A 15950-nucleotide genomic window follows, 5' to 3' on the forward strand; every position below is an offset into this window, starting at 1 on the left:
TAGCATTATGGCTTGGGTGTATATTCACTGACATTCATCGCATTGGCTTCGACAGAAATCCAATACGTAACTCCAGGTGTCTTCAAGTCTAGGTTTAAGGAATCTTCTGTGTACGGGCCAGAGGTGACTTTGAAGTTGCCTTCACGATCAACGGATACCGTTACATCTTCAATTTGTTTTGGCTTCTTCCCGCCCGTCTGTACCATCATCGTCGTCTGTTGGCCAGCAAGAATGGTGAATTTGCCTTCTACCGTTAAGGTGCGATCAGGATGATAGGTAGCGATAAGCGTATAATCTTTGATCACTTCAGGCTTTATGTAGACTTCTCGTTCAGGTAAAGGAGGCAGGAATTCAACAGGTGTCCGACTGGCTGGTCTTGCGCGCAATGACTTCAGCTTCGGCTTCAGTTCTGTAAGCAATTGAACAGCCTCTCCGCGAGTCATTGTACGGTCTGGCTCAAAGCCAGTGAGCGTTGAATCCGTCGTCCCTTTCATATAATTCATACCAAGCACATACCAGATGGCATTGTAATTGACGTAATGGACGCCGTCAGCCGCAGCTATAATTTCTGCAACTTTTCCTCTCGTAATTGGCTTATCTCTAGCTGGAATGCTGGTCAATCCAAGCAGCGGGATGTTTCGCATCTCAGCAATCCGGTAGGCAGCATCAGCGGCATGCTTCTGTTTAGATGGGGCGTAAGCCTCAATATGGATTTGATACTGTTGCAGGAACATCATCCAGAATTCAGCCTCTGTTACCGTGCTTGCAGGCTTACTTGCATTGAGTGGCGGATAAGTCTTCGTCTTTAAGCGCGGCAGCACCTTGACCTGAATTCGTTCAGAGGACAAATTCCCCACATGAGCGGTAACGTAATAATTGCCTGCTTTTATTCCCTTGAAGGTAGCAGGGGACACGAGCTTAAGACCTGCTGCGTTGCTGCTGACATAACGTACTTGGTCTGTCAACGGTTCCGTGACATTATCGTCATATCGTCCTATCATCTTAATGGAGGTCTCTTCGCCTTCATTTATCAGAATCTCTTTCAGAGCTCCCGATATGCTTACTATTTGATGGCCCTTGCCAGTCTTGAAGGACCAGGATAGGCGCTGTGGCTCGGATGAGCTATCGGTACGGTATGCCAGATTGATGCGATATGTATGATAACCCTGTAATATGGACTTCGGATAAAGGAATAGGGTACGCCCGCTCGAGACTTCTGCATAAAAAGGAACGTTATTTCCCTTCTCGTCCAAGATGCTTGCTTCATGCCAATCCAGCTTGCCAGGGACTGACGCGGAAATAATATAGCCTGAATGCTCGACATTGAACTGATCCAATGGATTCGGCACTTCATTCCCGTAGAATCCTACTGGCACATTGGTCATCCCTTGATAAGGATAGACAAAGATACGGTTACTTTGCATGGAGGACTGGTATGAACCGCCTAGATTCACAACAGCTGTTCCATCAACAAGCGCGATCCCGATCTCGTTATAGGCAGAACCTAAAATAATGTCACGATGATAGGCGGTATCCAGCCATCCTTGCATGGCCATCGTGCTGCTCTTCTGTCCAAAATGCATGACTTCACCCGTTCGGTATGAAGTTCCATAATTCCAGCCGGCGGCTTTCATTCGTTCAAAAGGTCCAGTCCCCGTGAACCCTTCCAGTCCCATTTTTTCTTGATGGGCACTTAAGGTAACCTTCTTTCCGCGTTCGTGCAAATTATAATATTTTGCATGATTGATGGCTGCTTGCGTTATTTCTTTATTAAGCTTTACAGGCGGCAGGCCAACACTTAGGCGAACCCCATTCAGCATCTCAAGGGCATCTAATTGATCCTGTGTGTAAGCCGTTGAGTCAGCGCTTGCGGCTGCCTTATTAAGCGGCATAAAAATAAAGTAAAAGACTAGCGCAAGGAATAGTGCAAAAAGCCCAAGGCGCGCAATGTTCATGCGGAATCGCCTATGGCTTAATTCGCTATTCCAATTTGTGATTGTAAACATGATGCATAATCGTCTCCTTGTAGGAATTTGTAGATCCTTGTAATAGTTCGACAGGACGATACCAATTCCTTTTTATATAAGTCAAAATACCCATGTGAAAAAAACCTTGGAAAGATCTCCAAGACTCTTCATATGCTGCCTTCTCTTTTAACAACAACTTTATAGCTATGATGCTATGGTATTGTAATGTAATGGTTGTCGCTTTTCTATGAATGGTTGAAAGGCTAGCTTAATCAATTGATGCGGTCAGATTTATTTGCCACTCAGATCCAAAACTACGTATAATATCAATTATACGCAGTTTTTTTGAGGCTATTTTGCAGCATAATCGAGGGAGAAAATGCGTTATGGATCGCAAGCATTGTGCGGTGACAAGTTTCTATAAAGCACTAAATGAATTCGAGCTGACGAATGTGAATCCATCCATCGGTGTGAAGAAGTCGAAGACGGAGTGAATCGTGCACCGGTGTATATGAACTCGGAACAATTGCGCCAGCTTCTCGTGCGGACAGAAGGAAAGTATCGGGATCGCAATCTGGCAATTCTGCAGAAGGAAGAAGCCATCAATCGTCTGCAGACCTTCATCAATTGAAGCAGATATTTGCAGCAATGCAGCTGATGCGTTTACAATAAGAAGGCAAACGAATAACGAACCTGCCCTCACTACACACTATATGGTATCAGGGAATAGAGGAGGGGTTGAATGAATGCAATCAAGACGAAGCTGCAAGCGTTATTGCATAATAAGCGGCTTGTTCAGACGCTGAAAATAGCCTTTCCATTAGCAGTCATCATTTTCGTCTTTATTCAAGGAAAGAAGGAATTATCCAGATTTTCACTTCGGGAATCGCTCCATGCGATACGATTAATATCGAGTGAGTATTTTACGGGGCTCATAGTTCTAGGCGGACTAGCGGTTGCGACCATGTTTTTCTATGATCGCCTGCTGCTGCGTTCAATTAAAGCTCCTGTTACCATAGGGAAAACGTTTCGAGTATCCTGGATCGCGAATACCTTTAACGGGATTGTCGGCTTTGGTGGGATCGCAGGGGTAGGGATTCGAACCGTTTTGTATCGTCAATTTACAGGCGATGCCAGCAGGCTGCTGATTGCAATTGCATGGATGGCGCCTTCTATGATTAGTGGGTTGTCCCTATTGGGCATCTTAGTACTGCTGCATGTGTTCCCTGCGAGTGAACTGCTCGCCGCTAAGGGGTGGCTATGGGTTGTCTTAGTCGGGGTCGCTTTGTTCTTCCCCGTGTACTTACTCTTCTCACGTTGGAAGGGAAGAGCGAATGCGAACGCCAAACTGACATTCGGATATACGGTTGTGTCATTTATCGAATGGCTCGCTGCAGGATCAGTTGCTTACGTTATCTTGCTCATGCTGAAGGCAGACGTCTCCTTCGCTGAAGTCATCGGTGTATTTACAGTTAGTGCCATAGCCGGCCTTATCAGTATGGTGCCCGGTGGATTCGGAACATTCGATATTACGTTCTTAATCGGCTTGCAAGCATTAGGCGTTGCAGACAGTACAGTATTTACAGCACTGCTGCTGTACCGGACCGTGTACTATTTCATCCCGTTTACACTTGGCTTAATCTTCGCAGCATTCGAGTTCGGTGAAGTTGCGGTGAAGAAGTTCGAGGATCACCCGACGTTAGGTTCATATATTGAATCTGGCAGCATCTTGTGGTTCGTACAGCGCTCGTTATGGAATTCGCTGTCTGCTTGGTCAGTCGTAATCTTGTTGTTTATGACTTCCGTATTTTTATTTACATACACGTTCACTGAGCCATCATGGGAATCATCCATGTTCGTTCTTCCGTTATTCCATGGTCAAGTATTTCCAATTGTGAATGGTATCTTACTTGGTGCCAGCCTGTTGATCCTGCTGCAATTGAAGGGACTCTTCGAGCGAACAATTAGGGCATATGTGATGACCCTGGCAGCCTTAGCGATATGTACGCTGCTGACGTTCCTGCTAGGAACGACGATTCGCCATACATTGTGGCTGTGCGGGATGCTGCTGTTCCTGTTCCTCATTCGCTCACAGTTCACACGTTATCGATTCCCGTTAACGAAGAGTACGATATTCTTCACAACCTTATTCGGATCACTACTCATGGTTCTGTACATGATGCTGGGATACATGCTGGCAGAATTCCATGAGAAGGTTGCGGATGCAGCAACTTACACTCTTAGCTATGGCCAATTTACAACAACGCTAGTTACTGGTCTGCTAGTAGCGGCTATTATGTACGTGATTGGGGTACTTGTATTCGAGCGCCATCTGAAGAAGCCGCTAGGTAGAGATTGGCGTAGCGATGATCAAGTGCTTCTGACAGGCATTAATGGCTGGATGTATCAGAATGTTGCGGACAAGCGTGTCTTCTCAGTCAACAGCGGCAAAATTCGCTTTCCCTTCATTATTAAGGGACGGCGGGTAATTATGCTTGGCATGCCACAGCTGGAGCGGATGAAAGCGAAAGAACATGATGCTCTTCATTCTCTGTACGAACATGCGGATCGCTTCGGTCTCGATATTGTGTTCTATCAAGCAGGCATAGATGGCATGCCACTGCTTCATGACTATGGCAATGACTTCTTCAAAGTAGGGGAAATTGCACGGTATGAATTCACCGAGCCGAGCATGGCATCGCCGGTGCACCGGTATGAGCTAAGCAGCTTCCCGTTGGAAGCTGAACATGTTCAGCAAGTCATAGACGCGGCCAGCAGCTGGGAGTCTGCGACACCAGGGTATATCGAGACGCTTCAACGATTGCTGACGGTATCGGATGACACGCTCCAACTCGTTCGCTTATTTAATGAAACGGATGGAGATCTCTTGCTTGGATACGTTGTGCTGAGAGTCGATGAGGCCTCTGGGACGGTAATGATCGGTGATATTCGGTCTTGCCGCGGCTTATGTCAACCCGAACAGGATGAAGTACTTCAGCAGTTGCGTGATATCATCGTATGGATCGGACAGCATCATCATTGCAAGCAGCTTGTCAGCGGATTAATTCCATTGTCCCATGTTGAGTCGGATCGTTCACCCTATTTATGGACAGAACGAACTGCTGTTGCGATTTTCCGGAGAATCCGTGAGCTGTATCCAATGAATAACTATAGAAGAATATGGCTAGCATTATTCGATGTTACGTGGGAGCCACAGTATATTGCTTTCCGCAAGCAGCGTCATATGAACTGGACGGTATGGCGGGTAACGCGTATTATTCGGCGTTTGCAGCGATAGTGTGATTCATTTCATACGAAAATGATAAAATTTTGAAAGTTACAGAAAATACATGAAAAGGCTTGGAGGCTGCTCCAGGCCTTTTTTATTGTGAAAAACCGCTTACAACTCTGCTTTTCGACCGTACTCGCGGGTGGGACACGCTCGATAGTTCTGTTACAATAGGGGTGTTTCAGAATAGGAACGGATTTTCATCAAAGTCTTATCATCAGAAGGTGGTTCCTTATGCTAGGATTTGCAATTTTATTAGGCTTCAACATCGCAGGTGTGTGGCTGCACAATTTGCTTCATCTCCCGCTGCCCGGCAACGTGCTTGGCTTGGTGCTGTTCCTGATTGCACTTGGCATGAAGTGGGTGAAGCTGGAGTGGGTTGAACAATCCGCTCAATTCCTGCTTGATCATATGTTGTTGTTCTTCATCCCTTATGTAGTCGGTATTATGGCATTTATGCCTGTTTTGAGTGCACATTGGTTCAGCATTTCTGCTGGAATTATCGGCAGTACACTGGTCGTTCTCTGGATGACGGGCTTCGTTGCTTCGAAGATGGAGAAGAAACCGGATGAAGCTAATGAGATGCCGACAAGAAAGGAAGATGCAGCATGAACCTTTTATCATGGACACAACAGCCATTGTTCGGAATAGCTGCAACGATCGTTGTATATGCATTATCCCGTGTACTGCATGTGCGTTTCAAATGGATGCATCCGATCCTCTTTTGCTCGGCGGTGTTGATCGGTTTTCTCGTCATTGGCAATATCCCGCTCCAGGATTACAAAAATGGGGCAGATATTTTGGCACTTATTCTTGGGCCAGCGACAATCGCGCTTGGTGTTCCTATTTATAAATATCGTGAGCTTGTCAAAAAGCAATTTGCTGCAATCTGCTTGTCCATTACGTGCGGCTCTATCGTGGGAATTGTGAGTGTTGCGGCGATCATGATGAGTTTAGACGGGGCGAGGGAAGTTATGCTGAGCATGCTGCCGAAATCAGTCAGTTCTCCAATCGCAGTTGAAATTTCCAAGTCATTGGGTGCTATGCCTGAACTGTCTGCTGTATTTACCGTATTCACAGGGGTTGTTGGTGCATTGTTCGGTACAACCTTCCTGCGGATGACTGGGATTCGCGGCGAAGTGCCACTTGGGATCGCAATGGGGACGGCTGCGCATGGATTCGGGACTGCGAAGAGCTTGGCGGACTCAGAGAAGCAGGGGACATTCAGTGGATTGGCAATGGGGTTAGCGGGCCTGATTACCTCCATTCTTTTCACACCGATTTATATGTTCCTTATGTAAGAGGTAAGAACCTGATCTATGGTCTGCATGGATCGGTTAATAGGAAGATCAGGACGTTCTTCGCAATCTGCGGGGGGCGTTTTTTTGTATGTTCTGTTATCTATGATGCAACGAATGAAGGGGAGCCCCCCTACTGTTGCGTCCCATATGTATCGTTATCCCTTCGGGGAAATGAAAAATGAAACATTTTTGGTTCTATCACGTTGATACTTATGTGGACTTATCTGAGCATACAATTCAGATGTATCACTAATTTCGTATAAAAGGTATGAAAGAAAGGAGTTGATTCCTTGAAAGCAACGATATGGGCATGGGGGATCCTCTTGGGATTAAGTTTGCCGTCTCTCGCAGGTGCAGCAGGTACATACTCTGCCGAAAAGGTGTACATCGATCAGCAGAGCGGAGCGGTCTATTATAATGTTGAGCGAATTGATCTGGAGGCGCGTGAGGAGCGTGTCGTCGTTCAAATGGCTGATGGGCAATGGAAGAAATGGGATCCGAGCATTCGGAGCATGCGAGTAGAAAAGGGTCAGCAGCATCCTCTGCTCAAGACCAATTATGCAGATAATATTGAAGGCGGGATGCAGTATACGTATGATCCTGAGGATCAGGAAGTTGTGAAGGGTAAAGTGTTTCGTTCCTCGCCAGACCGCAAATGGGGAATCCATGAGCGGCTATATTTTGAACCGACTGCAGAAGGGTACATGACCACGGTTCATAGCTATATACTGCGCAACAATCAAACAGGGCATACGAAGGAATGGCTTCGAGCTAGCTATTCGACAGGGGCTGTATGGCTCTCAGACAATCGCATCATATACAGCCGGTTGAATGGAGAGAAATCGAATCAAGAGGAGATTGTGATCTTCGACCCTGCAACAAGTCAATTGGAACGGATCGTATTCGGCAATCTTAGAGGCGTTGATCCTGAGAAGGGATACGTGGTATATACATTGAATAAGCCGGATCGTCCTCTATATGTGTTGGACTTGAAGAAGCGGATATCCAAGCCGTTGAAGGATTGGGCTGCTGCAGAGGCATATTTGCCGAAGATGGACAATGCCAAGGATGCTACCGCAGATTTGCCGACTGACTTCGATCTGGATGCATTGCCCGAGGAAAAAATAACGATGAAGATCCAGCGCGATTACGAGGTTAAGGTTGATAAGGCATCGATTCGCGTGCCGATCGTATTTGAAGAAAAAGGGTATATTCGTATCCCTGTTAAACCGCTCGCGGATGCATGCGGCTGGCAGCTTATCAAGCTAGAGAAGCTGAAAAAGCAGAATGGCGCTCATCGATTTAAGCTTGTGAATGGCAGCCGAACTATGGAGCTGAATGCGGAGAATAGTGTGCTGGAAGAAGGAACACTCTATGTTACACCTGATCAGATTAAGCAGCTTGGATACAAGTCAGTTCATGTGACTTACAATCCAGAACGCTAATCCATACTCATAACGATAAGGTATTGGTTTCGATAGGGGATGCATCTGCATGCCCTATTTTTATTCGTCCATAATAGGCGCTGCAACCGATCCACAATACCATCATGCTGTGTTCCAAATGCTATCTTACGGTGGTATATGTGATGGTCGTAAACATGCCTCCTGCTGGATTGGTAAATGATTCAATCCGTCTCCTTCGGAAGGTGATGTGCTGGTTCTTGATTCGTATCTGGTAAGTGGACAATAAGTCGATAAGTATGGACTATAATCAAAACCATAAACCTGTACAGCAGGTATAATAGTTGCAACATCTTGAAAACGCTTCCTTCGCGATGGAGTTCGCAATTCAATCATTTCACGTAACGAAAGGAGTCGAATTGATGATCAAGATGAAGAAATGGGCCAGCTTCATTGTTGCTGCCGTCATGCTTCTGTCCACCTTTCACACAGCCTTTGCCGAGGATAATGAGCTCAAGGAGCCAGATGGAATGAGGAATGTAGCGAGCGGAATATCTTATTCTTATTCTCAGCCCCCTCATGAAAATTACCCAGATGATGGAACGAAGTTGACAGATGGCAAATATGGAGACGTCAATGACTTCATGGATGGGAACTGGACGGGATTGTTGAAAGGGAAGACGAGAGAAATCACATTTGACTTAGGAGAGAGCAAGTCGATCGGACGAATTAAATCACACTTTCTCTATAACAACAGCGTAGGCATTTATACACCGACCATATTGTCTTACTATGCATCCGAGGATGGCCAGAATTGGGCTCCAGTGAAGTACATGAATTCTCCAGCCCCGCTATGGTCTGATATTCCGACAGCTGGCTATGAATATGTATGGGATGCTGCAACAGATCGAGTTCCTCATCCTTCCAGTCAAGCGAAGAAGATCTATGCGCGCTATGTGAAGATCGCTGTCACTACACAAATATGGGTGTTCATGGATGAGGTAGAGATCTGGGGTGTTGACGGCAAGACGTCTGATGCGTATGCTCTTCGTCCAGTAACACCATCGTATTTGAAGCCGGGTAATGATACAGCAGGAATCCGCGATCTGTGGCTTATGTACAATGGAATGTACGATAACAATCGAGGCAATTGGACGAAGGAGAAGCTCATGCCGTATGTCAGCTACGTCGATAGTAATGGTCAGCCGACAGACTGGATGTATGACGGCACGCTCGTGCTAGGCCTTCGTACGCCGGATTTTCAGCGGGATTTTGGTTATTCAGCAAATCTTGAAGACTGGAAATGGTATTTGGATAAGACGTTTAAGCCGGGCGGGGATCTGAGCGCATTGAATGACACGGTTAAAGAAGTGGGAGAGAAGCTGAATGATCCATACCATAAGATGAAGGTTGTTATCATGATCCCGAATCCGGGTGAGGGGATATCCAACTTCGGAGATATCGACGGAGATGGCATTTCTGAGAGCTTCGTACCGAGTGAGGTAGGGGAAGAGCAGTCCTATGCGAATCGGCAGAAGGCTGTTGACTGGTATTTGGAACAAGTCAGAACAAAATGGATGAAAGGCCGCTATGACAGCTTGGAGATCTCTGGCATGTACTGGCTGGACGAAGGGGTGTCAAACGGGAAGACATCCGATGAAAAGTTGATTAAGCATATTGGAGAGATTGTGCATAAGCGCGGACAGAAGCTGTTCTGGATTCCATACTTCGGTGCGAATAAGAATTATGCGGCTCGTGCTCTGGGATTCGATGCAGCAGCACTTCAACCGAACCACTTCTGGGACGGCAGCAATCCAGAACGAATTGAGGACGCAGCTTATTTGGCGAAGCATCATGGTCTTGGTGTTGAGTTAGAGACAGACGAAGCAATGTTCGAGAATGAAGCCTCACGCGGCAATTATATTGATTACTTGAACGGTGGGGTCGATTATGGGTACATGACGGAAGCGTTCAAGGCCTATTACCAAGGGGTTGATTCCTTGCTCACCAGTTCACGCAGCAGTGACCCTCGGATTCGTGAGCTTTATGATTGGATGTATCAATTTGTAAAGGGAACGTATCAGAAGCAGCCTCGATAAGCCTCGATAAACGATGAATGGGGAGCGCAGCGAAGCACGGAATAGACATAAGTCATCAAGAATGGGTGATCAACCCATGCTTACTCAATACACGATTTTATTGAAAAATCGACGAGAGGGGTTTTTATTGATGATTAAGTTGAAGAGAGTCGTGAGCTTCGTCGCAGCTTCTATCATGCTGCTGTCCACCTTCCAAGCTGCATTAGCGGTAGATATTGAACCTACAGTGGCCACCGATGGGATGAGGAATTTGGCAAGCGGGATTTCGTATTCCTTCACCCATCAGCCACCTGATGAAAATTACCCAGACGATGGAACGAAGCTGACAGATGGAAAGTATGGAGATGCCAATGATTTTATGGATCCGAACTGGACCGCATTGTTAAAAGGAAAGACGCGTGAAATCATATTTGATTTGGGCGAAAGCAAATCGATTGGGAAGATTAAGTCTCACTTTCTCTACAATCATGAAGTAGGCATCTATACACCAGAAATTGTCTCCTATTATGCCTCAGAAGACGGGATGAATTGGGCCCCTGTAAAATACATGAATTCTCCGGTACCGCTCTGGACCAATATTCCGACTGCAGCCTATGATTATGTGTGGGACGCAGCGGTAGATCGAGTTCCCCATCCATCCAGTCAAGCGAAGAAAATCTATGCCCGGTATGTGAAAATTGCCGTTACGACAGAGATTTGGGTGTTCATGGACGAAGTGGAGATATGGGGTGTAGAAGGAAAAACAGCGGATGCATATGCGCTTCGCCCAGTCACACCTTCTTATTTGAAGCCGGGAAATGATACGGCAGGCATTCACGATCTGTGGCTCATGTACAACAGTATGTATAGTAACGATCGCGGCAATTGGACAAAGGAGAAGCTCATCCCGTACGTCAGTTATGTTGACAACAACGGAGAGCCGCAGGACTGGATGTATGATGGAACGCTTTTATTAGGCATTCGTACGGCGGATTACCAGCGGGATTTTGGGATTAACGCAGTACTTGATGACTGGAAATGGTATCTGGACAAAATGTTCAAGCCGGGGGGGGATTTGAGCGAGTTAAATGCTGCTGTGACAGAAGCAGGGAATAAGCTGAATGATTCGCATCATAAGATGAAAGTCGTCATTATGATTCCGAATCCTGGTGAGACGATTTCCAATTTTGGAGATGTCGATGGGGACGGGATCTCTGAGAACTTTGTGCCTAGTGATGTTGGCGCGGAACAATCCTTTACGAATCGGAAAAAGGCTGTTTATTGGTATTTGGATCAAGTAAGAACAAAATGGATGAAAGGCCGATACGACCGTTTGGAATTGGTTGGAATGTATTGGATGGCCGAATCGATGGGACGAGACAATTCATCGGACGAGAAGTTGGTCAAGTATGCTGGAGATATCGTGCATAAGAGAGGACAGAAGCTGTTCTGGGTTCCGAATTTTGGTGGCAACAGGAACTATGCAGCACGTGCGATAGGGTTCGACGCGACAGCGCTGCAGCCGAACCATTATTGGGGTGGAACTAACCCAGATCGGATTGAAGATGCGGCGTACTTAGCGAAGCATCACGGTCTAGGTATTGAGATGGAGATGGATGAGGATGCATTCACGAATGATGCATCACGCGACTATTACATTGATTATTTGAATGGAGGGGTCGACTTCGGCTATATGAACGAAGCATTCATGGCTTATTACCAAGGTGTAGATGCCCTGCTCGACAGTTCTCGCAGCAGTGATCCGCGGATTCGTGAGCTTTATGATTGGATGTACCAATTTGTGAAGGGTACGTATCAGAAGCAGCCTCGATAATTGGTTCGGCTTATAGAAGATGGCTACGGTGCACTCCGGTTCATCTTCTTTTTATTTCTATGGGCCATACTCTGGTCATCCATCGGTGTTTTTGAAGCCGCATGATGAGATTACGGAACTGCAAGTGCTAATACAGATGTTCTAAATAATGGGGCTGCCGCATGGCAGCTCTTTTGCATGACTTCTCAGAGAATAGAATATTTATTAGTTGAATAGTTTATCCAGTTTGATATGATGAGATAGGTTGAATTATCCAAAAATGAGAGGTCGATTCATGAAGGGAGTGGGTACGAAGAGAATTGTAAGCGTTTTGCTATCAATTTTATGTAAACGCTTTATTGCAAAGATTAAAGGAGAGTGAATTTGTGAAAGTAAAGAAAAGCATAAGCCTGCTGACCGCTTCCCTCATGCTTGCTTCTGTGATCATGACATCGTTATTCTCAACTGTTGTGTCTGCAGATTATTTGCCCAAAAACAGTGACAAATCCAATGGCGCTTCGAATATTGCGATAATGAACACCGGATATGATAACCGAGTGAATACGAATGGCACGAAGAGAGGGGAGTACGGGAAGGATCATTTTCTCCCTTATGTAGGATACTTGAATCAAGATGGAATTGCAGAGGATGCGTTCTTCGATACATTCCTCCTGCTCACGAAGACATCCCCCTACAAGGGCAGTCTCACTCGCTATTACCCATGGGCGGCAGGAAGCAAGCCAGGAACTTGGCAGGATTGGAAATGGTCGATAGATCGCTTGTTCGAGAAGGGGTTGCAGCTTGATGGCTTGGATGCAGCAGTTGAACAGGTGGGGAAGGATTTGCATGAACCAAATAAAAAGGTAAACGTGTACGTTACATTGCCTTTCCCAGATCCACAGAGCAAGAACTTTGGGGATTTCAATGGCGATGGCACAGTGAAAAATCTAGAAAACTTGAACACGCGCAAAGAGTTAATCCGCTGGTACATCGACACGTTAACCGCTCGTTTCGAGCAACAGCAGTATAAGCATTTGAAGCTGAGCGGCTTCTATTGGCTCCAAGAGGATCTCGATACAACTGTACCTGGGGAGCAGGAGAGTACGGCATTCGCATCCCAGTATTTGCAGCAGCACGGCATGCGTCTGGGCTGGCTTCCGTGGTATGGTGCAGGGGAGAAGGCGAATGGGAACCGGCTAGGCTTTGACTTCTCAGCCCTTCAGCCGAACCATTATGGCGACGACAGCACCACAATTGAGCGGGTGGAAGAGATAGCGGACTTGGCTTATGCCAATGAAGCGGGAGTCAAAGTAGAGCTTGATCAGCGTATTGTGGACGCTCCGCGGTATCGTCAAGCATTTTACAACTATTTAATTACAGGTGTGAAGAAGCAGTTTATGAATCAGTCTCTTCTTGCGTATTATCAAGACGTGTACGCAATCTATGATCTCTATCATTCTGAGGTACCGGAGGCGAAGCAGATGTATACGGATCTATACAGGTTTGCCACGGGCAAGTTTATTCCTCCGCAAGGGAATTTTGCAGGCAGAGTAGTTGATCGTCAGGGCAATGGTATCGCAGGAGCAACGTTAACGGATAAGGCAGGGAATGCTGTCACCACTGATACAGATGGTCAGTTCGCGATGAACGGTCTGTATGCAACAGAGAATTCCTTTGTCGTAGAGAAACAAGGATTATCCAGCAAATCTATTGGCGTCAACATCCATGATAAGCAGACGATTTATCGCGATATTATGCTAGAGAATTCTGGTGAGTCGACAGTAACAGAATCTCGTTCGCTCGTAGATTTTGAAAGCGATATTAAATCTGGAACGAATAACGGTGACCATGTCAAGCGGACAACGGTTACAGATGCTACATACGTGCTGCAAGGAGAGAAGTCGCTGAAGATTGATTTCAAGGCGTATCCACATAGCTGGATCGCGGCGTATATCGACTCCGATTATGACGGGTTCGAGAAGGAGCTTCCAGAAGAATCCTATCCAGCCTATGCACTCAAGGATTGGAGCGAGTATGATGCTGTTAGCTATGCGGTATACAATGCTTCTTCCAAGCCACAGGAGATTCGCGAGGTCTATATGTATGAATATGATTGGGGCAAGACCTATGCCAGAAACATCATGTTCCCGCCTGGTCAATGGACCATTATTACGAAGTCGATTCAGGAGCTGAAGCAGGCAGGAATCAATACGGAAAATATCATTCGCTTTGCCCTTATGCGCAACAGGCAATCGGAGGACGCCACGTTCTACCTTGATGATCTGAAGCTATTAAAATATGAAGCGAACCGTACTGCTCCGGAATATCGGATCATGCTTCCTTCTAAGCTGGAAACCATGGATGTTGGGGCGTTGTGGACACCTATTGTAATCGACAAAAATGATGCCCAACAAAAGAAAGTACATGCGGTCTTCGCGAGCTCGGACTCAAGCATTGTTGAAGTGACCTCAGATGGCAAGCTGCAGGCTATCAAGCCTGGAACTGTCGTGATTCGCGCACAAGTAGGTCCGGTAGAAGTGGAGTCTGTCGTAATTGAGGTTGCTCCTTGGGCCTATAATCAGATAATGGGGAATGAAACACCACTATCTATCAACCATGGCTTCCAAAATCCAGTACTTCACGATCCATTGCAGGGTGGAACGCAATATGTCATGAAAAACGGCAGCAACTTGAAGATTGCTCACAAGTACAATGACTGCAATGATATGTGGATTGTGTTCGATCATGCTGGTGCGAATAAGCTCTACGGGATGAAAGAATGGAGGCTTAGTCCGAATGTGGACAAGGATGCCGATCCCGACTTGACGCGCCCATCGACTATGTTGTGGCCTGATATATCGGATTGGATTGGCCCTTATATCGTTGGTGCCAATGATAATGGCAACGGCAAAGGTCAGGATTTCACGGGTGGCAATCATAATTATGATGGCGGCGAGAACAGTTCTACGACAGGAAGAACCGTTAAATATAATGTGTGGGTGGACGGGAAACAGCTTCAAGATGGGACAGCAATCGCCGGGACCAAGGTGAAAATTGAGGTTGTGAATCGAATTCAGGGCTTCAATACGAAGGAGCAGGACGGACGTGGTCGTGAAATCTTGCAGGAGACGGTTACGTATGAAATCGAAGGCGGCAAAGTACAAGTTCATACGGAAATTATGCCTCTGGAAGAGATTACGTTATATCGTTATTATGGATTGCAGTCCGTCAACGGAGCATGGAATCAAGAAGTACGCTACTATGCAGGGGAGACGGAAGTAGGCAGAAGCGGCTCGGGTGTGTATAGTGATTCGGGAACGAAAGCCCAGCATCCAGACGTAGATAAGTATTGGCTGAGTTCAGCAGTACAGGATGGGAGCCAGCATCAGCTGCTCGTGACGCTGAATCGCAATTACGGACTTGGTAAATTGCAATATCTGGCTGATGATCAACCGATTGTCTTTACTCAGAAGTATGGGAAATCCTACTTCCTGCAAGTCTTTAACAAATCAGTTGTATTGGAACAGGGAGAGAAGGTTGGCTGGCAGGGAACCTATCAATTCTTTTCTACTCCAGCACAGGAAAGAACGATTAGATTGCTGAGCCAGTATGCCAATGGATATGCTGTACCTACAGAAGATGCTATCTATCATTGGGAAGTCATCGGTGATGCGGTTGAGAAAATCAGTGAATCCAGTAACAGCGTGACCATGAAGGGGGTAAAACCAGGTACGGCAGCGGTTAACGTTACAATGAACTACAATGGCAAGTCAGAAACCTTCCGTTCTACGGTACAAGTAGGGGACAGCGGGATCGTAGATACTACTGAACTTCAGCAGCTGTATGAGGAGGTATCGTGGTTGCTTCAACAAACAGGTAGCGAATTCATTCAGGCCAAATGGCAATTGGGAGATAAAACGATTGAGGTCATGAGACATCTGAAGTCAGAAGGATACACGCGAGCGAATGTAGATGAAGCTGTCCGGGAGCTTAAAGACGAGATCGCCATCTTTAAGAAGAGCACACAAATTTAGTATGGCTCTGCTCCTTCTTATATCGTAGTCTCAAAGCAACTGGAAACAGGCAAAATAGAATGAAG

9 protein-coding genes are annotated in these 15950 nt (G+C 46.3%); 8 read left to right on the forward strand and 1 reads right to left on the reverse strand.

Annotation, left to right across the window (positions count from 1 at the left end):
- Positions 1 to 5: 5 nt before the first annotated feature.
- Positions 6 to 2006, reverse strand: a complete 2001-nt coding sequence (locus tag RQP50_RS14365; RefSeq protein WP_315745816.1) for a CAP domain-containing protein — start codon at positions 2004 to 2006, stop codon at positions 6 to 8.
- Between the two features lie 451 nt (positions 2007 to 2457).
- Here RQP50_RS14365 and RQP50_RS14370 point away from each other — a divergent pair, with 451 nt between their 5' ends.
- The 8 genes from RQP50_RS14370 (at position 2458) to RQP50_RS14405 (ending at position 15885) form a co-directional block, all read left to right on the forward strand.
- Entirely contained in the window at positions 2458 to 2598 is a 141-nt protein-coding gene (locus tag RQP50_RS14370; protein ID WP_315745817.1) for a hypothetical protein, read from the forward strand.
- A 111-nt stretch (positions 2599 to 2709) separates the two neighbouring features.
- On the forward strand, positions 2710 to 5265 hold the full coding sequence (locus RQP50_RS14375; RefSeq protein WP_268623474.1) for a flippase-like domain-containing protein: 2556 nt from the start codon (positions 2710 to 2712) through the stop codon (positions 5263 to 5265).
- Between the two features lie 225 nt (positions 5266 to 5490).
- Positions 5491 to 5868: a CidA/LrgA family protein gene (locus RQP50_RS14380; RefSeq protein WP_021253843.1), complete on the forward strand. Its 378-nt coding sequence runs from the start codon at positions 5491 to 5493 to the stop codon at positions 5866 to 5868.
- Positions 5865 to 6557, forward strand: a complete 693-nt coding sequence (locus RQP50_RS14385; RefSeq protein ID WP_021253842.1) for an LrgB family protein — start codon at positions 5865 to 5867, stop codon at positions 6555 to 6557. Before RQP50_RS14380 ends, RQP50_RS14385 begins: the two co-directional genes overlap by 4 nt.
- 290 nt (positions 6558 to 6847) lie before the next feature.
- Positions 6848 to 8002 (forward strand): hypothetical protein, encoded by a 1155-nt coding sequence (locus tag RQP50_RS14390; protein WP_315745818.1) that lies wholly within the window; start codon positions 6848 to 6850, stop codon positions 8000 to 8002.
- Between the two features lie 302 nt (positions 8003 to 8304).
- Positions 8305 to 10059, forward strand: a complete 1755-nt coding sequence (locus tag RQP50_RS14395; RefSeq protein ID WP_174809597.1) for a DUF4855 domain-containing protein — start codon at positions 8305 to 8307, stop codon at positions 10057 to 10059.
- Between the two features lie 130 nt (positions 10060 to 10189).
- On the forward strand, positions 10190 to 11872 hold the full coding sequence (locus RQP50_RS14400) for a DUF4855 domain-containing protein (RefSeq protein WP_315745819.1): 1683 nt from the start codon (positions 10190 to 10192) through the stop codon (positions 11870 to 11872).
- Positions 11873 to 12237: 365 nt separating this feature from the next.
- Positions 12238 to 15885: a DUF4855 domain-containing protein gene (locus tag RQP50_RS14405; protein WP_315745820.1), complete on the forward strand. Its 3648-nt coding sequence runs from the start codon at positions 12238 to 12240 to the stop codon at positions 15883 to 15885.
- Positions 15886 to 15950 lie beyond the last annotated feature (65 nt).

It is taken from the genome of Paenibacillus suaedae, from assembly GCF_032337355.1.
GTDB lineage: Bacteria > Bacillota > Bacilli > Paenibacillales > Paenibacillaceae > Paenibacillus_B > Paenibacillus_B suaedae.